The 25,806-nt window shown below is 30.4% G+C and carries 20 protein-coding genes; 8 read left to right on the top strand and 12 right to left on the bottom strand.

Going from position 1 to position 25,806, the window contains the following annotated elements; translation table 11 throughout:
* Nucleotides 1-171: 171 nt before the first annotated feature.
* A complete protein-coding gene (gcvP, locus tag P161_RS0110225; protein WP_026776900.1) occupies nt 172-3,057 on the top strand; it encodes an aminomethyl-transferring glycine dehydrogenase in 2,886 nt (961 codons plus the stop codon).
* 266 nt (nt 3,058-3,323) lie between these two features.
* Here gcvP and P161_RS0110220 read toward each other — a convergent pair whose 3' ends face one another.
* Complete coding sequence (locus P161_RS0110220; RefSeq protein ID WP_026776899.1) at nt 3,324-3,608, bottom strand: type II toxin-antitoxin system YafQ family toxin; 285 nt, start codon at nt 3,606-3,608, stop codon at nt 3,324-3,326.
* On the bottom strand, nt 3,608-3,847 hold the full coding sequence (locus P161_RS0110215) for a hypothetical protein (protein ID WP_026776898.1): 240 nt from the start codon (nt 3,845-3,847) through the stop codon (nt 3,608-3,610). The genes P161_RS0110220 and P161_RS0110215 overlap by 1 nt, the downstream gene beginning before the upstream one ends.
* A 142-nt stretch (nt 3,848-3,989) precedes the next feature.
* Between P161_RS0110215 and P161_RS0110210 the strand changes: the two genes are divergently transcribed.
* The 6 genes from P161_RS0110210 (at nt 3,990) to P161_RS0110185 (ending at nt 10,681) form a co-directional block, all read left to right on the top strand.
* Nucleotides 3,990-4,427, top strand: a complete 438-nt coding sequence (locus tag P161_RS0110210) for a UPF0158 family protein (protein WP_026776897.1) — start codon at nt 3,990-3,992, stop codon at nt 4,425-4,427.
* Between the two features lie 179 nt (nt 4,428-4,606).
* Complete coding sequence (locus tag P161_RS0110205; protein ID WP_155810456.1) at nt 4,607-7,267, top strand: ATP-binding protein; 2,661 nt, start codon at nt 4,607-4,609, stop codon at nt 7,265-7,267.
* Entirely contained in the window at nt 7,267-8,061 is a 795-nt protein-coding gene (locus P161_RS0110200) for a hypothetical protein (RefSeq protein WP_026776895.1), read from the top strand. The genes P161_RS0110205 and P161_RS0110200 overlap by 1 nt, the downstream gene beginning before the upstream one ends.
* Nucleotides 8,054-9,262 (top strand): hypothetical protein, encoded by a 1,209-nt coding sequence (locus P161_RS0110195; protein WP_026776894.1) that lies wholly within the window; start codon nt 8,054-8,056, stop codon nt 9,260-9,262. The genes P161_RS0110200 and P161_RS0110195 overlap by 8 nt, the downstream gene beginning before the upstream one ends.
* Complete coding sequence (locus P161_RS0110190) at nt 9,249-9,773, top strand: hypothetical protein (RefSeq protein ID WP_026776893.1); 525 nt, start codon at nt 9,249-9,251, stop codon at nt 9,771-9,773. Before P161_RS0110195 ends, P161_RS0110190 begins: the two co-directional genes overlap by 14 nt.
* Before the next feature lie 371 nt (nt 9,774-10,144).
* Nucleotides 10,145-10,681, top strand: coding sequence for a DUF421 domain-containing protein (locus P161_RS0110185; RefSeq protein WP_026776892.1), 537 nt, complete (start codon nt 10,145-10,147; stop codon nt 10,679-10,681).
* A 29-nt stretch (nt 10,682-10,710) separates the two neighbouring features.
* Here P161_RS0110185 and P161_RS0110180 read toward each other — a convergent pair whose 3' ends face one another.
* The 5 genes from P161_RS0110180 to P161_RS0110160 all read right to left on the bottom strand — a co-directional run bounded on the left by P161_RS0110180 (nt 10,711) and on the right by P161_RS0110160 (nt 16,078).
* Entirely contained in the window at nt 10,711-11,379 is a 669-nt protein-coding gene (locus tag P161_RS0110180; RefSeq protein ID WP_026776891.1) for a class I SAM-dependent methyltransferase, read from the bottom strand.
* 405 nt (nt 11,380-11,784) lie between these two features.
* Nucleotides 11,785-12,747 (bottom strand): YpdA family putative bacillithiol disulfide reductase, encoded by a 963-nt coding sequence (locus tag P161_RS0110175; RefSeq protein ID WP_155810507.1) that lies wholly within the window; start codon nt 12,745-12,747, stop codon nt 11,785-11,787.
* A complete protein-coding gene (locus P161_RS0110170; protein ID WP_026776889.1) occupies nt 12,734-14,254 on the bottom strand; it encodes an FMN-binding glutamate synthase family protein in 1,521 nt (506 codons plus the stop codon). Before P161_RS0110170 ends, P161_RS0110175 begins: the two co-directional genes overlap by 14 nt.
* Before the next feature lie 274 nt (nt 14,255-14,528).
* The gene (locus P161_RS0110165) at nt 14,529-15,593 is read right to left on the bottom strand and encodes a 3-oxoacyl-ACP synthase III family protein (RefSeq protein ID WP_026776888.1); all 1,065 of its coding nucleotides are present in this window, start codon (nt 15,591-15,593) and stop codon (nt 14,529-14,531) included.
* Between the two features lie 89 nt (nt 15,594-15,682).
* Complete coding sequence (locus P161_RS0110160; RefSeq protein WP_036841391.1) at nt 15,683-16,078, bottom strand: group III truncated hemoglobin; 396 nt, start codon at nt 16,076-16,078, stop codon at nt 15,683-15,685.
* Nucleotides 16,079-16,272: 194 nt separating this feature from the next.
* Between P161_RS0110160 and P161_RS0110155 the strand changes: the two genes are divergently transcribed.
* Nucleotides 16,273-19,443, top strand: coding sequence for a S41 family peptidase (locus P161_RS0110155; RefSeq protein WP_026776886.1), 3,171 nt, complete (start codon nt 16,273-16,275; stop codon nt 19,441-19,443).
* Between the two features lie 396 nt (nt 19,444-19,839).
* On the opposite strand, the gene P161_RS0110150 is transcribed toward P161_RS0110155, so the two are convergent.
* The 5 genes from P161_RS0110150 to porU form a co-directional block, all read right to left on the bottom strand.
* On the bottom strand, nt 19,840-20,139 hold the full coding sequence (locus P161_RS0110150; RefSeq protein ID WP_026776885.1) for a hypothetical protein: 300 nt from the start codon (nt 20,137-20,139) through the stop codon (nt 19,840-19,842).
* Complete coding sequence (locus P161_RS0110145) at nt 20,129-20,377, bottom strand: hypothetical protein (RefSeq protein ID WP_026776884.1); 249 nt, start codon at nt 20,375-20,377, stop codon at nt 20,129-20,131. The genes P161_RS0110150 and P161_RS0110145 overlap by 11 nt, the downstream gene beginning before the upstream one ends.
* Before the next feature lie 347 nt (nt 20,378-20,724).
* Nucleotides 20,725-21,207, bottom strand: a complete 483-nt coding sequence (gene cdd, locus P161_RS0110140; protein WP_026776883.1) for a cytidine deaminase — start codon at nt 21,205-21,207, stop codon at nt 20,725-20,727.
* Nucleotides 21,208-21,286: 79 nt separating this feature from the next.
* Nucleotides 21,287-22,399 carry a type IX secretion system outer membrane channel protein PorV gene (gene porV, locus P161_RS0110135; protein WP_026776882.1) on the bottom strand — a complete coding sequence of 371 codons (1,113 nt, stop codon included), beginning with the start codon at nt 22,397-22,399 and terminating at the stop codon, nt 21,287-21,289.
* A 39-nt stretch (nt 22,400-22,438) separates the two neighbouring features.
* Nucleotides 22,439-25,798, bottom strand: a complete 3,360-nt coding sequence (gene porU, locus P161_RS0110130; RefSeq protein ID WP_231494730.1) for a type IX secretion system sortase PorU — start codon at nt 25,796-25,798, stop codon at nt 22,439-22,441.
* Nucleotides 25,799-25,806: the final 8 nt, after the last annotated feature.

Below are 25,806 nucleotides of genomic sequence, written 5' to 3'. Positions count from 1 at the left end.
CTTTTTGTTTATAATTATTCTATATAGTTAATAATTAAATCTACAACACCCCTTTTTAGGCAATTTTTAAGACAAAGAATGACTATTTTTGCAAAATTAAATTTCGGTAGAATCTAAAAGGATTTTTAAAACCGAAAACGATTGAATTATAATTATTTAAAACTTTATTTAATGAATACAAATTCGTTTCAGTTAAGACATATTGGCCCAAGTAAAAAGGAGCAAGAAAAAATGTTACAGACTATTAAAGCCGATAGTTTAGAGCAATTAATTAATGAAACTGTTCCAGATAACATCCGTTTAAAAAACGATTTAGATTTGGATCCAGCAATGAGTGAATATGAATATTTACAACATATTAATGCGTTAGCTAATAAAAATAAAGTTTTTAAAAGTTACATTGGTTTGGGCTATCATGAAGCAATTGTACCCAGTGTAATTCAAAGAAATATTTTAGAAAATCCAGGTTGGTATACAGCGTATACTCCTTACCAAGCAGAAATTGCACAAGGACGTTTAGAAGCGTTGTTAAATTACCAAACTATGATTTGCGATTTAACAGGAATGGAACTTGCAAACGCATCTTTGTTAGATGAAAGTACTGCTGCAGCTGAAGCTATGGCTTTATTGTTTGATGTTAGAGAGCGTGGAAAGAAAAAAACTGGCGCAAATAAGTTTTTTGTTTCTGATGAAATTCTACCACAAACCTTATCTCTTTTACAAACACGTTCTACACCTATTGGTATTGAATTAGTGATTGGAAATCATGAAGATTTTGATTTTGGGGATGATTATTTTGGTGCTATTTTACAATATCCAGGTAAGCTAGGACAAATTTATGACTATGAAGGTTTTGTAGCCAAAGCAAATAAAAACGATATTAAAGTAGCAGTTGCTGCAGATATTTTATCATTGGTAAAATTAAAAGCCCCAGGAGAATTTGGTGCTTCTGTAGTTGTTGGAACTACACAGCGTTTTGGAATTCCTTTAGGATATGGAGGCCCTCATGCAGCATTTTTTGCGACTAAAGACGCTTATAAAAGAAGCATTCCTGGACGAATTATTGGTGTTACCAAAGATATGAATGGAAAGCGTGCTTTAAGAATGGCATTGCAAACCAGAGAACAACATATTAAACGTGAAAGAGCAACCAGTAACATTTGTACTGCACAAGTTTTACTAGCAGTAATGGCTGGAATGTATGCTGTTTTTCATGGAAAAAACGGAATTCAATTTATTGCAGATTCTGTACACAATAAAACAAAATTAGTAGCAGATTATTTAGACAAAGCTGGTTTTAAGCAATTAAACTCCTCTTATTTTGATACTCTTTTAATAGAAATTGATGCCTTAAGATTAAAGCCTATTGCAGAGTCTTTTAAAGTAAACTTTAATTATATTTCTGATAGTTTGGTGTCGGTTTCTATAAACGAAGCTACTACCCAAAAAGATTTAATGCAATTATTTACCATTTTTGGTCAGTTAAAACCGCGTCCAAATCCTTTAAATGATGATTTTAGTGGTAGTTTTTCTCAAATTTTAACTGAAAAACCTTTCCATTCAAATTTTGAAGTTATTGCTGATACAGTTGCAAGAAATACACCATTTTTAGAAAATGAAATTTTTAATACGTATCAATCTGAAACAGATATGATGCGTTACATTAAGAAATTAGAGCGCAAAGATTTAGCGTTGAATCATTCTATGATTTCTTTAGGTTCATGTACAATGAAACTTAATGCTGCTTCTGAAATGTTGCCTCTGAGCAATCCTCAATGGGGAAATATTCACCCTTTTGTGCCCTTAAATCAAGCTGAAGGATATCAAGAAGTTTTAAAGAAATTAGAACATCAATTAAATATTGTTACTGGTTTTGCTGGTACCTCTTTGCAACCAAATTCTGGTGCACAAGGTGAGTTTGCTGGTTTAATGACGATTAGAGCTTACCATTTATCAAGAAACGATTCTCATAGAAATATTTGTATTATTCCTGCTTCTGCTCATGGTACCAATCCTGCTTCTGCAGTAATGGCTGGCATGAAAGTAATTGTAACCAAAACTGCCGAAAACGGAAATATCGATTTAGATGATTTACGTGAAAAAGTAGAAAAACATTCAGATAATTTGGCTGCGTTAATGGTAACGTATCCTTCTACTCATGGCGTTTTTGAAAGTGAAATTCAAGATATTACAAAACTGATTCACGATCATGGAGGACAAGTTTATATGGATGGTGCTAACATGAATGCGCAAGTTGGCTTAACAAATCCTGCTACAATTGGCGCAGATGTTTGTCACTTAAACTTACACAAAACTTTCGCAATTCCTCATGGAGGAGGAGGTCCTGGAGTGGGTCCTATTTGTGTAGCTCCACAATTAGTGCCTTTTTTACCAACAAATCCTATTATAAAAATCGGAGGGAAACAAGCAATTACTGCAATTTCTGCAGCTCCTTGGGGTTCTGCATTAGCGTGTTTAATTTCTTATGGCTACATAACTATGTTAGGTTTTAGAGGCTTAACCAATGCTACTAAAATGGCAATTTTAAACGCAAATTATATTAAAGAGCGTTTAAATGGACATTATGATACGTTGTATACTGGAGAAAAAGGACGTGCTGCTCACGAAATGATTATTGATTGTAGAGATTTCAAAAACAACGGAATTGAAGTTGTAGACATCGCAAAACGTTTAATGGATTATGGTTTTCACGCACCAACTGTTTCATTTCCTGTAAATGGAACTATGATGATAGAGCCTACAGAATCTGAATCTATTAATGAATTAGATCGTTTTTGTGATGCCATGATTGCCATCCGTGAAGAAATTAAAAATGCAACGATCGAGAATGAAAATAACCCGTTAAAAAACGCACCTCATACTCAAGAAATGCTAACTGCTGATGAATGGATTTTACCATACACAAGAAAACAAGCAGCATTTCCTCTAGAATATATTGCTGACAATAAGTTTTGGCCAACTGTTAGAAGAGTAGATGACGCTTTTGGAGACAGAAACTTAATTTGTTCTTGTAACCCAATAGAAGATTATATGTAGTAGGCAATACCTACAGATAAATTATTTTATCAGCTGTAATTTTAAGTTGATTGATACTTTTATAATTTGAAACCGTTTTAATTTACTGAAATTTGTTCAGTATATTAAAACGGTTTTTTTTTGTTTTTAAATTTTATTCTTAAAAATGATAAAAGAATCAACAATTTGTTAATGATTCCTCTGAATTTTTAATCCATTGTTATGTTTCCTGTTGATTCTTAATGGTAGTTTTTTGGTTAAATATCTAAAGAATCGTAACTATTTATTTATCTAAATAATTCTGAATGAGTACCAATTCTTACTAATTTAATGGTAAAATTTTCTTCAATTTGAAACCAAATAATTAGCAAATCTGGTTTTATATGGCACTCCCAATTATTTTTGTAAGTTCCTTTCAGTTTATGAGGTTTCATTTCTTTTGGAATACCAACAGCTCCACTAATTTGTAAAATCTCTAAAACTTCAAAAGTGATTTCTAAATCTGCTTTGCTTTTTTTCAAAAGCTTTTTAAGGTCTTTCTTAAATTGAGTTGACTCTTTTAAAATGTACATTATTGATTCGCTTTCAATAATGATTCTTTATATTTTTTAAGATTTTTTATAGTTGTTAACTCTTTATCACTTTCTACTTCTTTTAGCGCTTTAACTGTTTTTTCATTTGGTATTTTTCCAACATCTTGATATAATAAATACTCTACATAATTATTTAAGCTCCTATTTGTACTTTTTGCTTTTTCTTTTATCATTTCTAATAAAACTTCGTCTATTCTAAATGCAGTTTGCGTTTTCATAAATTATAATATTTTTACAAAATTAAGAAATAACAGACTGTTATACAAATGTTATTTAAATTTGAAACTTTTTTAATTAGTACGAATGTTAATATAATTCTCTAAATTTATAATTCTTTAAACGCATTACTATTTTACTAAAATGGAAAACTCAAAAACCAACATAATAAAGGAAATTGCAAGTCATTTAGAATGTGGGGAAAATTGTTATTACAATCCCAAAACAAATGAACTCATCACAATTCCTCAATCTTTAGAAAATGATGAGGATGAAGAATTTATGGAATTCTTTCAAGAAACCATCAATAAAATTAAAAATCATAAAAAAGATTACATAAGAATTCCTGTTTTAGAAAGCTTTGAATCGTTTAAGATTATGGAGAATTTTGTTGATGAAATTTCTGATAAAATTTTCAAAAATAGATTAGAAAATATGCTACAAAAAAGAAAACCTTTTAGAAATTTTAAAGATGAAGTTGAAAGTTCTGTGTATAGAGAGGCTTGGTTTGCCTTTAGGCAAAAAGAAATGGAAAAGATTGTTGAGGAAATTTTAAAAATTAAGGAAAATGGCAATTATTAAAAGTGAAATATTTTTGTTTTTAAAAATTTAAACTTGTTAACAATAAATAATTAAAACTTTTATTTATTGGTTTTTGTTCTGCTTATTTTGAATTACTAAAATAAACGGATTTTTTTAAGTTATTTGGTTTTTGATTTTACTTTTAAAATTATTATCCTAAATTAGTGAAAAATTGTAAAATGCTTAAAAGATTAATAATATTAAACTCTGACATATACTCAAAAGCGGACATAGAACTTGACAATTGTAATTCCCTTCAAATTGTAGGACCCAACAACATCGGAAAAAGTACGCTGATTTACGCTCTAAACTTTCTATTTATAATAGACGGAAGAGAAATGACTTTTAGTGGAAATCGAACAGGAGACAAAACTACTTTCAACCATTATTTCCCTTCAATAAACTCTAGCTTTATAATCTTTGAAATCTTCAAAAATCGCTACTACTCTATTTTAGTAAAGAAAAATGCCGAAGGCAATCTAGATTACTATAAAATTGACAGCGAGTACAAAGAGGAACTTTATTTTACAGAAACCAATAGTGGTCAAAAAATAAGAAAATTTGACTCAATTCTATCTGAATTTACTACCAATGGTATTGATCACAAGAAGTTCTCTAAACGTTCAGAGGTTTTTAATTTTGTTTACCAAAAAGGAAAAAGAAACAGCGCAGTTGTTTGGTTAAACCAAAGTGTAAATCAAGATGGACGTGGAATTAGCAATAATTTTTCTAAAATTTATAAATACTTAATAAACTCAAAATTAATAAACAACGATTCACTTAAAGAATCTTTAATTATAGCAGATAACAAAGAAAATGAGAGTGTTTCTTTTTCAAAGAAAAATCAAAAAGACATTCAAACTTTATTGAAGCATAATCGAGATATAAAAGTTATCAAGAGCATTCAACGTGGTTTTGTTGATTTCAAAGAATTGGTAAATCAATACAAAGGGAAAAGTGTAATTCTATCTGAATTAATTTTTGCGTTTAATCAACAATATTCTTCTTTATACTCTGAGCTTGGTACTTCCGTTTCTAAAATGAAAATTAAAAAAAATGAAAATACACTCGAATTAAACGAAAGCTTAAACCCTAAATTAAAATTAGTTTTTGAAAAAGTAGGTGGATTAAAAATTGAGATAAGTCTTAAACAAAAAGACATACAAGATAAGGTAAAAGTGGTTGCGGAAATTAAATCTTATGAAAGTTTAGAATTCTTAAATCAATCATTTTTAAATTTAGAAAAAGAAAGGAAAGATATAGAATACCAAATATCTCAAATTGAGAAACAAAAACTCAATAGTAAAGAAATTGAAAGCAATATTAATAAGGCTGAGTCTACAATTTTGAGAATTACAAATCAAGTTGAAAACTATTCTGCCCAATTAATTCATCAAATTTCAGATAGCCAAGAGGATAAAGAATTATTAAATAGAATTCTTTCATCAGATATAACAAGTTTGCCTTCTGGTAATATTTCAGAAAAAATCAAACAAGTCGAAAATTTAATGAAATTGTTTGATGGTGCCATCAAATTACCAAATAATTTAAAAAGAAAACCGATAGATTCTATTGAAGAATTAAAAGGAAAAATCAAAAAAATAGAGCAAGAAAAGACAAACAATGAAAAGCTCTTGCCAATTGCTAAAGACTTAGAAAAACACAGTAAAAGTCTAGATGACATAAACACCAAAATCAAGATTATAAATATCAAAATTGAAAAATTACAGCAACTTCCAACTTTAGAAAAAACACTTGAAACATTAAATGTAGATTTCAAAACCTTATTAGAGCAAAAGGAACAATCAACTAAGGAGACCAAGTTAATTGAGGAAGAAATCAGAAAAGTTTCTGAAACTATCGAACAACTAACTAAAGATATTCTAACAAAAGAGAATAGGGTTGAAAATATCCAAAAATGGAAAGTAGAACTAGAATTATTTGGCATTAAACCAGTAGAGTATCAATCAACCGATTCTTTAGATAATATATACTCAAATATAAAAAGGAATCATCTAGAACGAGAACGGATTAAATATGACAAGAATAGGCTTTTTGATAAATTAAAAGATAAAACAGAGAGAGTTGAAGCTGACGAAAGAGAGTTTATAAAATATATAGAATCTGAACTTGTAACTTTAGAAGACAAACAAAAGGCAATTGATGGTTTGCTTAAAAATATATCTACTCAATTTGCAAATCCTTGTCGTACTATTTATTCAAGATTTGAAGAATTTAATTCATTCATTACAAATCAATTCAATTCGAAAATTAAGAAAATAAAAATATCCGATATCGATACCTTAAAGATTGAAATTGTAGAAAACGAGAAACTTATTAAGGATATAAATAAAATCATTCAAATTAGAGATTTAACGTCAGAGCTAATTTTTGATGACCAATCAGAAAATTTAAACACACTCAATAAATATTTAGATAATCAAACCTCAATTACATTTAATGATTTATTTGACATCAAACTTCATTTACATAAAAAAGGACAACACAAAGTTGTAGACCTAAAAAATCAAATAGAATCTGATGGAACAGATAAAATGATTCGTTTGGTTCTAATTATGTCTATTATTAATCAAATAGTTGTAAAAGATGATGAAAACAAAATTGTTCTATTTGTTGACGAAATAGGAACTATTGACGAAGCAAACAGAATTGAAATATTAAACTTCTGCAAAGAACATAATTTTATACCGATTTCAGCTGCACCACTTCATCCTTATGATGGTTTTGACAAATACTATCTAGTCAGAAGAAACAAAGGTAAAATCGTAGTTAGCGAGAAGAATGGAAATGTTATATTAAGAAAACCAATTGAAGCGTAATGAGAGAAGTTGACTTCAAAACATATAAATTATTATTTGAGAGTAAATCGGTTTCAAAATCGGCAATTCCTAAAAGCGTTTTAAAATCCGATATTTTTCAAAACTTGCTTCGTGCGGAAATTTTAGAAACACTAAAACTTGGTAGAGGTTTCAAAATTATAGTTTCTAAAGAAAATGAATTTGAAAAATTTTTTAATACATCTTTTCCTGAACAAAACGTTAGTAAAAGCAAATCTGGAAATATTAAAAAATATAGAAACTCAAAAGCAACAAAAATTGACAATAACCCAATATTCTTGTTAAGAGGTTTTAAATCTGTTCAGATAAATAATCGACTTGTAGATATTAAAAAACAGACTCTTGATTTTGGTTTATTTTCTGTAATTCTAGATTCAATTATTGCAGATAACATTTGTTTTGTTGAAAATTTAGAAACTTTTTTAAATGCAGAAAAACTCTTAGGTAACAAGTATTTGTTTATACATAAATATGGTAGAATCGGAAAGGAATCTATTTCGAAAATTAGTGCAAAGGAAGTTTTAGTTTTTGTTGATTTTGACTTTAATGGACTTGATGAATATTTGCGAATAAAAGAAGTTTTTACTAACGCTCAATTGTATTTGCCATCCAATTACAATGAACTTTTCGATAAACATTCTGCATCTTTAAAAGGAAACAAAGCAAAAATGAGTAATACCGTTAAAAACTCAAAAGATTCAATCGTTATTCAAATTAGAGAACAAGTTGCTCGTACAAATAGATTTTTAGAACAAGAAATTTTAATCAATGTTTAAGTCAGAACCGAAAACTATATTACAATTTTTGGCAACTCATTTTGACTTGTTAAGGCAACTCTTTGACATACAAGTTAAGAATGAAATTATCTTAAAAAGTCAAGTTTCTGATGCACTTAAAGAATTTAGAAGTGATATTGAAAACCAACTTTTTGAACACAAATTACTTGTTGAACAAAATGACGATTATGTCATTAATGAACCTTATTTCGTTTTGTTTGAGTTTGTTCTTCAACAATTCAAACCTTTACTTCCAGAAGAGATTGAAAAATTCGGGCAATCTATAAGAACATTATTTCTTGAAATCAAAAAAGAAAGTAACGATAAAAATCTTCTTTTGGCTAGAATAGAAGCCCTTTCCAAGGAAATAAATCAGTTTAAAAATGCAGTAACAAATAATACAATAAGCCTTTTAAATGAAAGTAGAGAACTAAAAGCAAATACTCGAAAAATAGAATATCAAGAGAAAGTCCAAAAAGCGAGATATTTAATTGATAATTATATTATTCCATTAAATAATATTTTAGATGTTAACCATTCTCAATCAATATATAATGAATTATTGAGTATCTCTCAATTTTCAAATAACAAACGTTTTGATTACACAGACGAAAGTATAAGAAGACAGTTCGAAAAACTTTATAATTTGTTGAGGCAAATAGAGAAAGATATCTCTAAACAATCTAATATATTAACAAATGAACTTTTACCACTTATTGATAGAATTAGAACAGAAAGTGAATATTTACAAGGTTTTCACTTATACTTAACAAACGGAAATTGCTATAAAGAAATTAAACCACCAAAGCTTTTTAATACAAAAAGAGATAATCTCTATAATCCGTTTATTTACGAAAACACAAAAGAGTATTTTGACCAATTTAAAAATGAAGAAGACGTATTTATTGAAGAAAAAACTGATATTGCAGAACAATGGATTTTCAATAAAAGTGAATATAAATCTCAGCTAAACTCAAAACTTCCTGTTGACGACTTTTTTACTTGGTGTAAAACATCATTGGAAAACGAAAACAAAAACTTTGATTTTGATAACTATTTTATGGTTACCAGTTTAATCTTTGAAGAAGATTATGAAATACAACAGGACAAAGAGAACCGAAATATTTCGTTTAAAACAGAACAAGGAGAGTTGATAATGCCAAAACTTAAAATCACTAAAAAAGAAAATGTATCCGAATAAACACAAACAAATAGTTACATCTTTAATGGATGGAAGATTTATTACCATTGACGAATCTTACTTTGATATCGTAAAGGAGAATCAAGATTTCTATGCTGAATTTTTTGATAAATCGTTTGGTTTTGAATTAAAGAACACTCAAGAATTTTATTATTTAATTTCAGAAGTAACAAATGAAAACACTTCTCGTGACATAAGCATATTCTTCTCAATCTTCTGCTATGAACTAGACAAAGATGGAAAGAATTTTATGGATGAATTAGGGTTTTCGGACTTTCACATTGATGAAATTGTCGATTACATAAAAAACAGTTCTTGGACTGATATTGTAAAATCAAACAAGCAATTGAATGATGCAGATAGTATCAAAAGGTTAGTTGGTTCTACTATGGTAAAAAGGAACATAGCTGTTAAACATACAGATGACAATTATTCATTTACAAAAGCATATAAATTATTCATTGATTTTGCACGTGAATTGATAAAATTAGACTCAAATTTAATTATATAACAGCAAAAAAAACACCTATAAACAAACATTTTTACTCACAAATTGCAAACTAATTACAATCTGTAAAAAGTAAAATTATTCTTTTTATAAACCAAACTATGATTTTTTCCTTTTTTGAAATTGATAGAATAATTGTTGAGGAACAAAAAAATGGTAAAAGAATAAACTTGACATGATAAGTCTTTAAAATATCTTTTTATTTAGTTTATGTAAAACACTAAACACTCTTTTTAAAAGTCATAAATAAAAAAAGGACGACCTATAAGAGTAAATATTTAAAATCGCTTCCAAATACTGAGATTTATTAAGTAAATGGGAACGTTTTTTTTGTTTTTAAAAATAATAATTTTAATTTTATAAAAAAGTTTATGATGGAATTAGATTGGATTTACAAAAACGACGACCCTTTAATACAAACACTTTTAGGATGTTGTTTGTTATTTATAGCAATTATAGTTTTAACCAGATTCGTTGGTTTAAGATCCTTTGCTAAATTTACTGCGTACGATTTTGCGTTCACAATTGCCATTGGTAGTATTATCTCAACAATTTTAACGTCTTCAACATCAATTGCTCATGGAGTTTTTGCAATAGCTGGTTTGTTAATACTTACTTATATTTTCTCTTTTTTGCAGCGAAAATTCCCAAAACTAAACTCACTAATTTCAAATAAACCTTTGCTTTTAATGGATGGAGATAAAATACTCACAGAAAACTTACAACATGCAAGAATTGAAGAAGGTCAATTAATGTCTAAATTAAGAGAGGCTAATGTTTTAAATTTTGGACAGGTTTTATATGTGGTTTTAGAATCTACTGGAGATATTTCTGTTTTGCACAAATCGAGCAATGAAAGTGATGTAAAATTCGATCAGAAAATTTTAGATGGAGTTAGAACAAAACCTTAATTAAATTGAATTTTTCATCTTAAAACTATTTAATCAACTTTGTAAAGCATTGTTTTTATAATTTCTAGATCATTATTCAAAGAGTATGAACATAATTCTTTTTCTTCTTGTATTTTCAGATTAAAAGGCGCTTTTAAAATATCCAAGCCACTTTGTTTTTTAAGGCGAATTCCTTGTCCTGAAATAATGTCTTTATTAGGTATAAAATTTCCTTTGGGAATGTGTTCTGTAAGAATAACATATTTAAAATTCGATAATTTTTGTACAACATTTTGCACTTCTTCATTTGACAAATGCTGTAAAACTTGTCTTATGATTATGCAATCTGCTTGGGGTAAATTATCAACTGCAATATCTAAACATTGAAACTCTAAATTTTCTGCTTTAAATATTTCTTTATTATGATGAATTAAATCTTCAACAATATCAACAGCAATATACTTTTTAGTGAAATTTACAAGCTGACTTCCGATGTTAAAATCGCCACAACCTACATCTAACACTGTGATTTTTTCATCAAAAGAAGTTAAAAATTGTTCTACAACCTCAACATATGGATTTACAATTGCTGGATGATGAGAACCAAAACCAGAATAAAATTTGGTGTTGTTAGTTCCCCACAGATTTTGGTCGTAAATCTGTTCCATCGCCTTTTTGGTTGGCCAAGGTTTTTTGATTTTTTTGAGTGGGTTTTGCATTGTATATTAATTCAGAATTTCAATTTGAGAAAAAGAGTTTTTAGTGAATTCAAATTGTGAGTTTCAAAAAGTTCTCGATACAATTTCGATGAAAAAATCGAAATCACTCGAATTGACAACTGCCTCTCAATTTGTCACGCTGAAAACGTCTCACGTAATGAGGAGCAAACAGGTTTGTTTTTTAATTAGTGACAAACTTAATTAAATTTTCATTCAACTGTTAAATCATCACAGCTACAAATCTGTATGTAGGATTCTTTCAGAATGGCAAATTGGGCGTGAAATTTTTTCGATAACTATCTTAAATTCTTTTAAATTTTTTTCATTTTATTGAATTTTATTGAATTTTAAAAAAATCGATAACTTTGTGTGGGATTCTTTCAGAATGACAAACTGTATGAAAAATTATTTCTCTAAAATATCTTCAACAATCATTTTTGCGTGAATTCGAGAATTCTCTATAAACCATTTATGCGTTTGCATACCACCACAAATTACACCCGCTAAATAGATTCCTTGCACATTGGTTTGCATCGTTTCAGAATCGTACACAGGTATTTTTTGGTCGTCTTTTGATAATTGAATGCCCATATCTTGCAAAAAACCAAAATTAGGTTTGTAACCTGTTAATGCCAACACAAAATCGTTTGGAATAGTTTCAATTCCTGTTGGAGTTTCAATTTTAATTTCTTCGTCTTTAATTTCAACAACTTCACTATTATAAAAAGCCTTGATACTTCCTTCTTTAATTCTGTTGATAATATCTGGACGAACCCAATATTTTACGCGCTGACCAACTTCTGCACCACGAATTATTAAACTAACCTCTGCTCCTTTTCTATAACATTCTAAAGCTGCATCAATGGCTGAATTACTAGCACCTACAATCGCAACTTTTTGACCTGCATAAAAATGAGGATCGTTATAATAATGGGAAACTTTTTGTAAATCTTCGCCTTTAATATGCAGCATTTTCGGAAGATCATAAAAACCTGTAGCAACTACAATATTTTTTGCTTTGTACGTTTGTTTATACGTTTTAACATCAAAAACAGGATCATTTTTATCAACAGAATGTACTTTTTCAAACAAATGTATCTTCAATTTGTTGGAAGTTGTTATTCTTCTGTAATACTCCAAAGCTTCACTCCTACTGGGTTTTGCTTCTTTGCTAATAAACGGAATTTCGTCAATCTCTAACTTTTCTGAAGAAGAGAAAAACTGCATGTTTGTTGGATAATTATAAAGCGAATTTACAATTGGCCCTTTTTCTAGAATCAAATAGTTCAATCCTTTTTTCTTTGCTTCTAACCCACAGGCAATTCCAATAGGACCACCTCCAATTATAATAACATCAAACCAATTCACTTTCATACTTTTTTTCTAAATTTATAATGGTATCATCTTCCATTCTTCTAAAAATATGGCTGGGTTTTAAATCATGTAAATTTTCTAACCCCATGGCTCCAACAACTTCTTTTACAGCTTTTATAGTTTCATTATGATAGTTTTTTACACGGATATTTTTTTTGCCAACCACTAAAGCCTTGTTTAAATCAGGATCTTGTGTAGCTACACCAACTGGACACGTATCCATATTACATTCTCTTGCTTGAATGCAACCTAAACTTAACATAAAACTACGAGCCATACCAACTGCATCTGCTCCTAAAGAAAGTAAACGAACAATATCAAACGCATTCATAGCCTTGCCACTTGCAATAATTTTTATATTTTTTTTAAGTTGATGTTTTTGTAACGTTTTACTGATAAATAACAAGCCTTCCACCAAAGGTGTACCCATATAATTGGTAAACTCTAATGGTGCAGCTCCTGTTCCTCCTTCTCCACCATCAACTGCAATATAATCTGGATAGTTATTTGTGTTTACAAACGTTTGAATCATTTGCTCAATTTCTTCATTATTACCAACACACAATTTAATTCCTACAGGTTTTCCTCCAGATAAATCTCTCAATTTTTGAATAAAAGTGATCATTTCATCAAAATTAGAAAATGCCGAATGCGAAGGTGGAGAGTTTACATCAATACCTGGTTCTACAACTCTAATTTCTGCTATTTCTTTCGTATTCTTTTTAGCGGGTAAAATACCTCCGTGACCAGGTTTTGCTCCTTGAGATAATTTTATCTCAATCATTTTAACTTCGGGTCTTAGCGCATTTTTTTGAAAAATTTCTGCATCAAAAACACGTGTGTCATTTTCATCAGTTTTACCAGCACCAAAATATCCTGTACCTATTTGAAAAACAATATCTCCTCCTTGTAAATGATAAGGTGAAATGGAACCTTCTCCAGTATTATGAGAAAAACCGCCCATTTTTGCGCCTTGATTTAATGCCATCACAGCATTTTTACTCAAAGATCCAAAAGACATTGCTGAGATACTTAAGATGGATGTTTCAAATTTTTGTGTACATTTATCTGAGCCATACACAATTTTATCTCCAGTAACATCATGATGATTTTTAGGAAATAAAGAGTGTTTTACAAACTCGTAACCATCTTGATATAAATTGTGTTGTGTACCAAAAGGAACGGTTTCCAATTGTTTTTTTGCACGTTGATACACCAAACTTCTTTGCTCTCTGCTTAATGGTTTTCCATTTAAATCGTCTTCAATAAAATATTGCTGAATTTTTTCTCTTTCTTCTTCAAAAACCCAACGTAACCTAGCCACTAATGGGTAAGATCTTAACAAGGAATGTCTTCTTTGTAAAGCATCTCTAATAGCAATTATTAGTAAAAATACACAGATTGAAAACAGAATTACAGTCCCAATTCCTCTTACAAAAAAGAGTAAAGTTCCTGTTAATAAGGTTAACATGGTTAGGGTTAAAAGAATCGTTTTTTTCATGTTTTTACTTTAAAAAGTAAAAATAGAGCTTTCATCTTAAAATTTGTAGGAAGATTGTAAATACTTGCGTTAAGGATTGTAAAGGAAATCCTTTTTTATGCCAGAATAAGTTAGCGTAATTCCATTTATGATGCTCACACTTTTTAAAAAACCAAAAGCTTAAAAGAAACTTACATAAAAAAGATTGGAATGGAAAGCCTGACTTTAGTGCTGAATGCTTTCAGCACAAAGTAACGCCCAAAAAAGTAATTTAAAAAAAAATAAAAATGTGATTTTAAAAACGATATACAATGGCATTGATATTCATGCCAGCTCCAACAGATGCCAACATCACAACATCGCCTTTTGCAACGTTTTGATTTTTGATTTTTCCTTTTAAAACCAAATCTAATAAAGTAGGCACAGTTGCTACAGAACTATTGCCCAATTTATGAATACTCATTGGCATAATACCTTCTGGAACTGGTTTTTTAAATAACCTGTAAAATCGTTTTACAATAGCTTCATCCATCTTTTCATTGGCTTGATGAATAAATATTTTTTGAATATCATCGATTTCTAAACCACTTTTATCTAACGCAATTTTCATGGCTTTGGGCACATTTGTAATCGCAAATTCATAAATTTTACGACCAAACATTTTTATATAACGTATATTTTTGTCTTCATTTTTATTAAAAGAACTACCATAATGCAAAAAATAAGCTTCCTCTTTTGCGAAGGTTTGCGTTGCGTGGCTTATAATTCCAGAATCTTGTTCTTCCGTTTTTTCTACAATGCAAGCACCTGCTCCATCACTATAAATCATAGAATCTCTATCGTGTTTGTCTACAACTCTGGATAATGTTTCTGCACCAATAATCAAACATTTTTTGGCAATACCTGCTTTTATAAAAGCTTGCGCTTGAATAATACCTTCAATAAAACCAGGGCAACCAAATAAAATATCATAAGCAACACAGTTTGGGTTTTTAATACCCAATCTAAATTTTACTCTGGTAGCCAAACTTGGCACCATATCTCCTTGAATTGTGCCATGTTTGATGTCTCCAAAATTATGTGCAAAAATAATATAATCGATATTCTCTTTGTTAATGTTTGCATCTTCAATCGCTTTTTCTGAAGCAAAAAAAGCCAAATCTGAAGTTGCATATTCAGCTTTTGCATAACGCCTTTCTTCAATACCTGTAATAGCTTTAAATTTTTCTACAATTTCACTGTTTTTAGAGGGAATTGCAGAACCATCTGCATTTAAAAATGCTGTGTCTAGAAAATCTTTATTTTCCTTTTTTAAAGAAGGTATAAAAGTTCCTGTTCCAGTTATTTTTGATGAAATCATTTTTTTTATTCGTTATAATTTTTATAAAAATAAGACTATTAACAGAAATAGCATTCTACAACGAAACTTAAAACCGAAATTCAGTAACATTATATTTGCTTTTTATCTTGATATAAATTCATTTTTAACTGCATAATTGTAGCAATAGACTGGGCTCTAGCCTTCATTCTCTCAGAATTTTCACCTATAAAAGCAGCGTCAATTATTGTAAATAAATACGATACCCAACGTGTAAAATGTTCTTTTTTAAAGGTGATAAAAGCATGTTTTTGAAGATGTTTTTGCATCACATTTTGATGATATTCATTGGTATCAAACAGAATATCATGCCAAAAATCAGTGATGATTTCTAAGTGATGTTCTAACTCGTTTTTTTGGACTATTTCTTCGAAAAAAGGCATCATTAATTGATCATCCAATAGTAAATTATAGAATTTTGTAATAACATTTTTAATATCTTCTCGTGATGAAATATCTGGTTTCATAGGTTGTAAAATTGTTTAATTCATCTAAATGCAAGGATGTTGTGTATCGGTTCTATAAATCCATAACATTGCTAATTTTTAGAATTCAAAAAAATAATTTCATTTTAAAAATCTTAAAATTTTCTTAAAGAAATATCCTAAAACTCAAAAATAATTAATTAAAGGTTAAATTAGACTTTTTAAACTTCAGAAAAATGACTAAAAAAACTTTATTATCACTTGTAATTCTTTGTAATACATGTATTGCAATTGCTCAAGAAACGTTTATACGTACTCCTTCAATTAGTCCAGATGCTACAAAAATGGCTTTTGGGTTTGATGGTGATATTTGGGTTTTAGATTTGGCAACAAATCAACCGAAAAGATTAACCATCCATCAAGGGTATGAGAGCGATCCTATTTGGAATCGTACAAGCAATCAACTTGTTTTTAACTCGAACAGAAGAGGCTATACCAACATTTTTAAAACCGATTTAAATGGTGGAGTTCCAATGCAATTAACCTATTACCCAACAACCGATAGTCCTAGTTTTTGGAGTAAAAATGGCGATATTATTTTTTCGAGCAATCGAATTTTTAAAGGAACAGAAAGAGAAACATCTATCTATAAAATAAACGAGAATGGCGAAACTCCAAATCGTTTTATGACAGCTTTAGGAAGTCAAGCAACACTTTCTCCCAATGGAAATTTTGTGGCTTTTGTAAAGGGTACTTGCAGAATAGCCAGAGAGGATTATGATGGACCTGCGCAAAGAGATGTTTGGGTGTATAATTTAAATACCAAAGAATACCATCAAATTACCACTAGTAAAAAAAACGATCATACACCACTTTGGGACGAAAACAACAACTTATATTATATAGGCGCAGCAAGTGGACGTTATAATATTTATAAAACATCGCTTACTGATAAAGGAACAAAAAGTGGCACTGAAACTGCCTTAACCAACTTGAAAGTTAATGGGGTTTTATCTTTTTCAGTTAGTAATAATGGTACCATTATGTATAATAGTGGGATTGACGTTTTTAAAATCGAAAATGGCGCAAGTCAAAAAATAACCCTAAACTTAGCAACCGATAACCGATTTGAGTTAGAAGAAACAAAGACTGTTTCTGGAGATATTGGCGCTTTAAATGTTTCGCCAAATGGAAAATTAATTGCGTTAAGCATCAATGGCGAAATTTTTGTCAAAGAAAACGACAAAGACAAAACGAAAACAAATAATGTAAGTAAGCATCCTTTTAGAGATGATGATCCTTTTTGGATTGATGACAATACACTTGGTTTTTTATCTGACAGAAGTGGACAAAATGAGTTTTATAAAGTGGTTTCTGCTGATGAGAACGTAAATTTAAGCAGAACTTTAAAAACTAATATTAAACAATTAACTAAAAGTGATATTGATGTTTTTGAACCTTTAGTATCTCCTGATAGAAAGAAAATAGCCTACAGAGTTGGTCGAGGAAAATTGGTGATTGCAGACATCAAAGATGGTGAAATCTCAAAACCAAAAACCTATTCAAATACATGGGCATCTGCAGATGGAGTTTCTTGGAGTCCAGATAGCAAATATATAGCCTATTCGCAACAAGATTTAGATTTTGATAGTGAAATTTACATTCAGTCTGTTGAAAATCCAACTACAAAAATGAATGTTTCTATGCACCCAAGATCTGATAGGTCTCCACAATGGAGTCCTGATGGAAAAAAACTTTCTTTCGTTTCTAACAGAGCTGGAGATAGAGGTGGTATCAATTATGATACTTGGATGGTTTGGTTGCAAAAATCAGATTGGGAAAAAACAAAAACGGATTTTAAAGAAGGTGCTTATTATCAATCAGAAGAAGAATCATCAAAAGATAAAAAAGAAAAGACAGAAATTGTTGTAAAGATTGATGAAGACAGAATTTTTGATCGATTAACACAAATAACCAATTGGGCAGGAAATGAATATGGCACCATGTTTAGTGCCGATAGTAAAAGCATTTACATTGCTACTACCAACCCAGCAACTGATAAAGACGGTTTGTATAAAGTAGCTATTGCAGGTGGAACTCCAGAAGAAGTAAAAGGTGTTAGCAATATTGGTAGTGCTAGTTTGCATAAGGATGTGTTGTATTATGCTTCTAGAGGAAAACTAAAATCGTTGAATTTGAAATCAGATAAATTTGATTCTTACAATCATTCAGCAACATACACCACCAATTTTAGCCAATTAAATGAGCAAGTTTTTGAAGAAGGTGTAAGAGCCATCACTGCTGGTTTTTACGATCCAAAATTTCATGGCTATGATTGGGCTAACATTGTAAAACGTTACAGACCTTGGGTGTTGGCTGCCAATACAAAACAAGATTATACGTTTATGTTTAACAATATGTTGGGGCAATTAAATGCGAGTCATATGGGGTATAGAGGTAGTACTCCAGAAAAAACATCGAGCGATAATGTTGGTTTGTTAGGATTGGATGTTAGCAACGTTAAAAATGGTGTAAAAATTAACTACGTGCTTCCGAATTCAGTTGCTACAAAAACAAATGTTTCTTTAAAGGTTGGTGATGTTATTGAAGCAGTAAATGGTAAAAAAATTGATAAAAACACCAACTTTTACCATTTGCTAAAAAACACGAATGAAGAAGAAATTCTGCTAACCTTGGCCGATAAAAGAGAAATCGTTGTAAGAACTTCTTCTACCAGAACTATGGGAGATTTACGTTATGAGGAATGGATCAATTCTCGTAAAAAATTGGTGGATGAATACTCAAATGGTCAATTAGGGTACATTCATATTCAAGGAATGAACTTACCTAGTTTCGAGCGTTTTGAAAGAGAACTAAAAGCGTCTGGCTATGGTAAGAAAGGAATTGTAATTGATGTAAGAAATAATGGTGGTGGTTGGACTACAGATCGTTTAATGGCAGTTTTAACAGTACAACAACATGCCTATACAGTTCCAAGAGGTGCTACTGATAATTTGCAAAAAAACAATAAAAACTTTTCAGGAAACTATCCTTTTAACGAACGTGCATTGTTATCTGTAAACACAAAACCTTTGGTAGCTTTATCTAATCAAAGTAGCTATTCGAATGCAGAAATTTTTGCACATGCTTTTAAGAGTTTCAAATTAGGTAAGTTAGTTGGGCAACCAACTTTTGGCGCTGTAATTTCTACAGGTTCTCAAAGATTGCAAGATGGTTCTATTAGAATGCCTTACAGAGCTTGGTACGTAAAAGAGTCTGGCATGAATATGGAGCATGGGCCAGCAGTTCCTGATTATTTAGTAGAAAACAAACCAGGTTGGAAAGAACGAGGAGAAGATGATCAACTTAAAAAAGCAGTAGAAGTTTTACTACAAGATTTAAAATAATAGGCTGATAAAAACAAAATCGAGGCTGTCTAAAAATAGTACATCTTGTCATGCTGAACTTGTTTCAGCATCTTAAAATAATGATAATTAATTATTATGAGAACCTGAAATAAATTCAGGTTGACAGTAGGTTTACTTTTAGACAGCCTCGTTTTTTATATTTTTTTTATGAAACCAAAAACTTGTAATCTGCATACCTATTATAGCAACTATACAAGTTCTCGATACAATTTTTCAAAAAAGAAAAATCACTCGAACTGACATTTTTGTGTTTTTTAATAACTAAAAAAACGAAATTTGATATAATTATGGTACTTACAAGGTTTTTAAAACCTTGCAGGAAAAAAATCTTGAATTTGTGGTAATAATCTTACGACTGGTTAAAAATAATATGAATTATTTTCTTTTTTTTATAGGGTCTTTGCGAGTATTAAACACTGAATACATATAAATTTCTTCATAATTATGTTCATAGATAATTACAAATGGAAATCTTTTTAATGGCAATTCTCTAAAAATTGGTTTTCTCTTTATTTGAAAATAAGCATTGTTTTGTCGAAGCGTTTTAAAGTAACCCTCTAAATAAGAATAAAACTCAAAACCTAATCCTACTTTAGCCATTTCATACCATTCAATAGCTTTCTCTATTTCTTTTTGAGCCTCAGGGTCAATAATCAAAATAGGTTTAGAAACCATATTTTTGCTGCAATTCAAGTTTCACTTCATCCCAACTTTTCCCTTTGGTTTCTCCTTTTATTTTTTTTTGATAGCGATCTTCTACTTTTTTATAATGTTCTTCAGAAACTAAAGAATCAATAGTATTCGTGGTTGTCATAGCATCAAAAACACCATCCAATATATTTAATTTAGAATCGTCTTCGATAAATTCTTGAAATTGATTTATTATTTTATTTCTTAACGCTGTTGTTTCCATAGTATTTAATTTGAACGGTTTACAAATATAATAAATCATAATTTGATTTTTTAATTACCAAGAAAATCATAAAGCTTAGCTAATTTGATTCATACTATATGCTTTTAAGACTCAACTAAACCACTATGGACTTCAAGTCTATAGGTTAGGTTTGCAGACTAAAAGTCTGCTTCGTGAAATGCGAAAGCACAACAAATTTATGTGAGTGAAATTCGTGAATTCGTGGCTGAAATTTTTAGAAGCTAAAGCAAAATGCACTAAAGTACATAGTTTTAAATAAAATTTGAGACCAATAAATTCAACACAAAAATCAAACAGAAATAATTCGTGAATTCGTGGCAACAATCCTACAAATAGCTACTATCAAAAGAAAAAGGCAACAAAGCATCTAAAGACTCAGTTTTGATGATTTCGCCAACTTCGCCCATAAAAATTACTGGAAAATGTTGTTTCTGTTTGATTTCGTATTCTGATAACGATTGTCTACAGGCTCCACAAGGGCCCACAGGTTTGTTTACTTTTGTAATTGTTGAACTCGCAGAAATCGCTAATTTTAAGATTTTTACATTCGGAAAATCGGAACCCGCTTTCCAAATAGCAACTCTTTCTGCACACATTCCTGAAGGATATGCAGCATTTTCTTGATTATTTCCTGTAACAATTTCGTTATTTTCTAACAACAAAGCTGCACCTACATTAAATTTAGAATAGGGAGCGTAGGCTTTTTTTCGTGCTTCAATGGCTTTTTCCATTAGCATTTTATCTTGTGTAGATAATTCTGAAAGAGTACTAAAAACGATTGCTGATGTTGCTATTTGAATTTTTCTCATAAAATAAAGTCGTCAAAAAAAGCAGCCTTTAGGGACTGCTTTTTATTATGGTTATAAATTTACTAAAAAAATATCACTTTTAGTAGTTATCGTAAATTTCACCTAAATCAAAAGATAAAGAAAAACGAAGTGAGTTTTCTAACGGGTTATTTACATCCGAAGAATTTATTAAATAAGATAAATCTATATTTAAAGCATTGGTTCTAAAGCCTGCACCTAATGTAAAATATTGTCTACTTCCTTTATCTACACTTTCATGAAAATATCCACCTCTTAAAGCAAAAGCTTGGTTGTATAAATATTCTGCACCCAAAGCATAGGTGATTTCACTTAATTCTTCGCTAAAACCTCCTGGAGCATCTCCAAAAGACCCGAAAATTCCTTGAATCCAACCTTTTTCTTCATCAGAACCATCTGGCTGTGGCGTTGGTACTAATAATTTAGTAAATTCAACATTTGTTGAAATAATATTATAATCGTCTAAAATAAAATCAAAACCTCCACCAAACTTTAAATTGGTTGGGATAAAATCTTCTTCACCTGGTGTATAAGATACTTTAGGACCAATATTGGCAATATTGAAACCTATTCTATAACGTCCATTAAAATTACCATAATTTTCTTCAAAAGATTGGTAATATCCAGAAACATCTACAGCAAAAGAGTTGATGGGTTGCAATGTATTTCCGGCAGTTCCATTAAATGCTAAATTAGAACGCAAATATTTTAAAGAAACTCCCATCGAAAAAGTTTCACTTAATTTTAAGGCATAAGAACCAGTAAACACAAATTCGTTAGGATTTATGGTACCATTTGGATTTCCTTGATTATCTGTTAAATCTATTTGACCTAAAGAAAAGTATTTAAAATCTGCTCCCCAAGCTGCATTTTCGCTAAATCTGTTAATGTATGCACCACTTCCTACAAAAATATCATCTGTTAAATTACGCAACCAAGGAGAATAGGTAATTCCCGTTTTTATTTGACGATCACTAAAAGCAATTTTTGCAGGATTATGGAATAAAGACCACGCATCTGTAGACGTTGCAACCCCCATATCTCCCATTCCTCCTGCTCTTGCATCTGGTACAATTAACATAAAAGGTGCAGCTGTTGTAATAGCATTATTCTGCGCATTTATTTTTAAACCTACTAAAGCACAAAGTGCAATACAAAATCCAATTTTTTTCATTCTTTGATTATTCTTGTTAATGTTACAAATATCTACTTTTTATTGAAGTATTACTAATTTTTCGTATTTCTCTGAAACTAAATTGTTCACAGTCGATTTTACCTTTAGTTTATAGACGTAAACTCCCTTTCCTATTTTATTACCAAAATCGTCTAAACCATTCCAAGTAATGTTTCTTGACAAATTACCTGTTGTTTGCACATTTTGATTGATAGTTTTTACCAATTTACCAGCAACTGTAAAAACCTGAACTTGCACCTCTAAAGGTTCATTTGGTTTGTTGTGATTGAACCAAAATTCTGTGTAATTTACAAAAGGATTTGGATAATTTAAAACGTTTTCTAAATTTAGAATCGCATCACTTACAACCACAAAATTTAACGTAGTTTCTGAGGAGTTATTGTAAGTGTCCCAAGCTTTTAATTGTAATGTATGTGGCCCAACGTCTAAATCTCTTAATGTATAAGTTACTTTTCCGTTTGTAAAATCGTCTAAATTCGTTTGATAAAAATCGTTTAAGATTATGGGATTGGCGGTATCTCCATCTAAAATACCAACAATATCATGATCTACAGCTGTAATAGACGTATTAATTCCACTCATATCTGAAAGCGATGCTATTAAATTTGGTGACGAGTTTGTATTGCCACCATCAATAAAAGATTCATCATTCATAAACAATTGAATTTCTGGACCCACAGTATCTTCAGGAGCGTTTTCATTAATTCCGCCAACAATGACTTCGAAATTGGAACCTGCTTTGTCTATTTCTCCATTTTCTGCATAAAAACTTAATTTCCCTTTTCCAAAGGCAACTTTCACATCTTTTGGCACGATAAAATCGAAACTAAATGCGCCATTTGTCACTGTAGATTTTCCTCTAAACAACTTACTTTCTTGCGCATCAAAAGTATTTACAATGCCAAAACCATCATTATCTAAGGTGTTTTTATCAATTGATTTATCGAAAATAGTCGTGGATAAAGTACCATTAAAATCCGTTAAAACTGTATTTGAATCGTCTGTAACAACACCTTCAAACTTAATTTTTGATAACGCTTTAATCGTATCTAAAGATTGTGTTACAGCAACATCATTCATTTTTGTAATGCGTACATTGGGTTTTGGAACCGCCAATTTCATTGCAGGATCTCCAAAAGAATAAATAAAGAATTTTTGCGAACTCGAAAAAGCATTTTTTGCTTTTACCAACGCCTCTGCAATGGTAAAATCTTCATTATTAAAAGCTAGTAAAATCCGTATTAAATCTTCATTAAAACGTTGCCCAGTAGAGATAAAAACCTCTCTTGTAGTGGTGATCATACTTGCTGAACCTCCAGTTTTACTCTTAAAAAATAACTCTCCAGCAGTAATTCTATTTGGATTATCGAATCTAGAAAAATTGCAAGTAATGGTTATAAAAAGAGGTAAGGTATTTTGATTATTTAAGGCTTGAATTTGTGGTACATCTAAAATTCTTTCGGCTGCAAAACCATCTTCTCCTCCATGACCAAAATAATCAAACACCAACGTTCCTTTTTCTATGGCATTTGTTATGGCATTATTTACAGCTGGATAGCGTTCACCTCCAGAAGAGTTTTGCTGTACAAAAGCATCCGCATAAATTTTATTAATGTTAAAAATAGGTTTCTTTGCTGTAATTTCATCCGCAATAATTTCTACTCCAGATTGCAAATTTCTGTCACTATTTAAGTCATCAATATCATCCGCTAACAACGTTACTGTGTTTCTCCAATCGCCAATGGCTTTTTTATCATAATACGATAAAATTTTATCAACTACAATCGTGGCTTCAGGAATGGTAGACACAGGAATTCTGCTGGAAACTACATCAATGGTATGCGAGGTAGACATGGTGCCTTCATTGGGTTCTAACATCACATAAAAATCATCGGTAACCCAAGAACTTGCCAGGTTAAAGCTAATTTCCGATAATTTTACAGGCACTATATTATTGTTACTTTGAATTCTGTCTTTATAATCGTAAGAAGCATCTCCAAAAAAACAGACATATTGTAGTTTTGTTTCAGTAGATGAATTTGTGTTATACACATGTTTTATAAAATCTCTAATCCCTGTAATATCTTTAGAACCCGAAGAAAACTCATTATAAATCTCGTCTAACAACACCACTTTTGTCGATAAATTAGAATTTGTTTCGTGATAATTTGCCAATCTTTGCGCTTGTCCTGCCAATTCAGCATTGGTAATAATCATATAATTGACATCCTTTACTGCATGTAAATTCTGATTTTTTACCCTAGGATCTTCGACGCTTTCAGGAACATAAAAATCATTAGCATCTAAAATAATATATTCTTTAAATTCCCCTCCAACATCATTAAAGGTAAAATTGTTTCCAGTACTTTGGTTTGTTATGGCTTGCGGATGTATGTAATCTGAAACATCCCAAACTTGAAATGCAGTTTGACCGTTTTCAATTTGATACGCTACAACTCCATTGGTAGCTGCTTGTTCAAAACTTCGAAAACCAAACTGAAAATCGGTAAATCGCAATTGCTTTTTGCCCACAATTTCAATAAAGTCTAAAAATGCATTGGCAGCCGGATTTCCAGCATTGGTATAGGTCAAAGAAATTTTTATATTTTCCGATGAATTTACGGCATTTGCATTTCTTTCCAACGCTTGCGCTTTTGTTAAAGAAAGTGGTGACAACCCATTATAATTAAGGCTAAATAACTCCTGATTATTAAATTGAACTGCCATAGAAGCAGGTGTGTTGGAATTAAATACACTTCTTACCCTAATATTAATGGGTTCATTTGGTACAGCATTTGGAAAAGGAATATGAAACTCCTGAGTATTTTCAATGTTAAAATCCTCCTTAAAAAACCATTGTGTACCAGCTGCTAAAATGCTTTTTTCATCTTTTTCATAAAAAGTAAAGTCATCAAAAACTAATATTTGACTTGTGGCATTTGCAGTGATGGGCATTTTTGTAGCCATTCTTTTTCCATCAATATCATTTACGGTAATAAAATAATAAGCTTTGTCAGAAAAAATATTTTGTCTGTGTCTTACAGTTTCTGTAGTTGTATTGATATCCCAATCATGAGGACCTTTTGCATACAAAAGAATAAAATCGTTGGCATCAAAAGAACCATCATCTTCACCTGAAACAAAAATGGCGTTTTCCTGCAAATCATCATACCTAAAATCGCTATTTAAATCCGGCAACATTTGCCCTCCATTTCCGTAAATATGTATTTTCTTAGGATTTAAACCGTTTGTAGCAATACCAATTTGTTGTAAAAATGATCTATCAATTTTAAAAACACCAGTGGTGTCCACAGAAAACTGAAACCAATTGCCAGAAGAAAGTACAGAATTGCTTACTTGCGCAAACGATATTTGCATACAAAAGC

Source organism: Polaribacter sp. Hel_I_88, assembly GCF_000687935.1.
Taxonomy (GTDB): Bacteria; Bacteroidota; Bacteroidia; order Flavobacteriales; family Flavobacteriaceae; genus Polaribacter.
The sequence above is the reverse complement of the archived record's forward strand: the minus strand, read 5'-3'. Positions and strand labels throughout refer to the sequence as shown.

What these genes read in the sequence shown, in the direction of transcription:
- gcvP (WP_026776900.1), top strand. Translation starts at nt 172, where the DNA reads ATGAATACAAATTCGTTTCAGTTAAGACATATTGGCCCAAGTAAAAAG.
- P161_RS0110210 (WP_026776897.1), top strand. Translation starts at nt 3,990, where the DNA reads ATGGAAAACTCAAAAACCAACATAATAAAGGAAATTGCAAGTCATTTA.
- P161_RS0110185 (WP_026776892.1), top strand. Translation starts at nt 10,145, where the DNA reads ATGGAATTAGATTGGATTTACAAAAACGACGACCCTTTAATACAAACA.
- porU (WP_231494730.1), bottom strand. Translation starts at nt 25,798, where the DNA reads ATGCAAATATCGTTTGCGCAAGTAAGCAATTCTGTACTTTCTTCTGGC.
- P161_RS0110200 (WP_026776895.1), top strand. Translation starts at nt 7,267, where the DNA reads ATGAGAGAAGTTGACTTCAAAACATATAAATTATTATTTGAGAGTAAA.
- P161_RS0110170 (WP_026776889.1), bottom strand. Translation starts at nt 14,254, where the DNA reads ATGAAAAAAACGATTCTTTTAACCCTAACCATGTTAACCTTATTAACA.
- P161_RS0110155 (WP_026776886.1), top strand. Translation starts at nt 16,273, where the DNA reads ATGACTAAAAAAACTTTATTATCACTTGTAATTCTTTGTAATACATGT.
- P161_RS0110205 (WP_155810456.1), top strand. Translation starts at nt 4,607, where the DNA reads ATGCTTAAAAGATTAATAATATTAAACTCTGACATATACTCAAAAGCG.
- P161_RS0110215 (WP_026776898.1), bottom strand. Translation starts at nt 3,847, where the DNA reads ATGAAAACGCAAACTGCATTTAGAATAGACGAAGTTTTATTAGAAATG.
- P161_RS0110190 (WP_026776893.1), top strand. Translation starts at nt 9,249, where the DNA reads ATGTATCCGAATAAACACAAACAAATAGTTACATCTTTAATGGATGGA.
- P161_RS0110180 (WP_026776891.1), bottom strand. Translation starts at nt 11,379, where the DNA reads ATGCAAAACCCACTCAAAAAAATCAAAAAACCTTGGCCAACCAAAAAG.
- porV (WP_026776882.1), bottom strand. Translation starts at nt 22,399, where the DNA reads ATGAAAAAAATTGGATTTTGTATTGCACTTTGTGCTTTAGTAGGTTTA.
- P161_RS0110145 (WP_026776884.1), bottom strand. Translation starts at nt 20,377, where the DNA reads ATGGAAACAACAGCGTTAAGAAATAAAATAATAAATCAATTTCAAGAA.
- P161_RS0110150 (WP_026776885.1), bottom strand. Translation starts at nt 20,139, where the DNA reads ATGGTTTCTAAACCTATTTTGATTATTGACCCTGAGGCTCAAAAAGAA.
- cdd (WP_026776883.1), bottom strand. Translation starts at nt 21,207, where the DNA reads ATGAGAAAAATTCAAATAGCAACATCAGCAATCGTTTTTAGTACTCTT.
- P161_RS0110220 (WP_026776899.1), bottom strand. Translation starts at nt 3,608, where the DNA reads ATGTACATTTTAAAAGAGTCAACTCAATTTAAGAAAGACCTTAAAAAG.
- P161_RS0110160 (WP_036841391.1), bottom strand. Translation starts at nt 16,078, where the DNA reads ATGAAACCAGATATTTCATCACGAGAAGATATTAAAAATGTTATTACA.
- P161_RS0110165 (WP_026776888.1), bottom strand. Translation starts at nt 15,593, where the DNA reads ATGATTTCATCAAAAATAACTGGAACAGGAACTTTTATACCTTCTTTA.
- P161_RS0110195 (WP_026776894.1), top strand. Translation starts at nt 8,054, where the DNA reads ATGTTTAAGTCAGAACCGAAAACTATATTACAATTTTTGGCAACTCAT.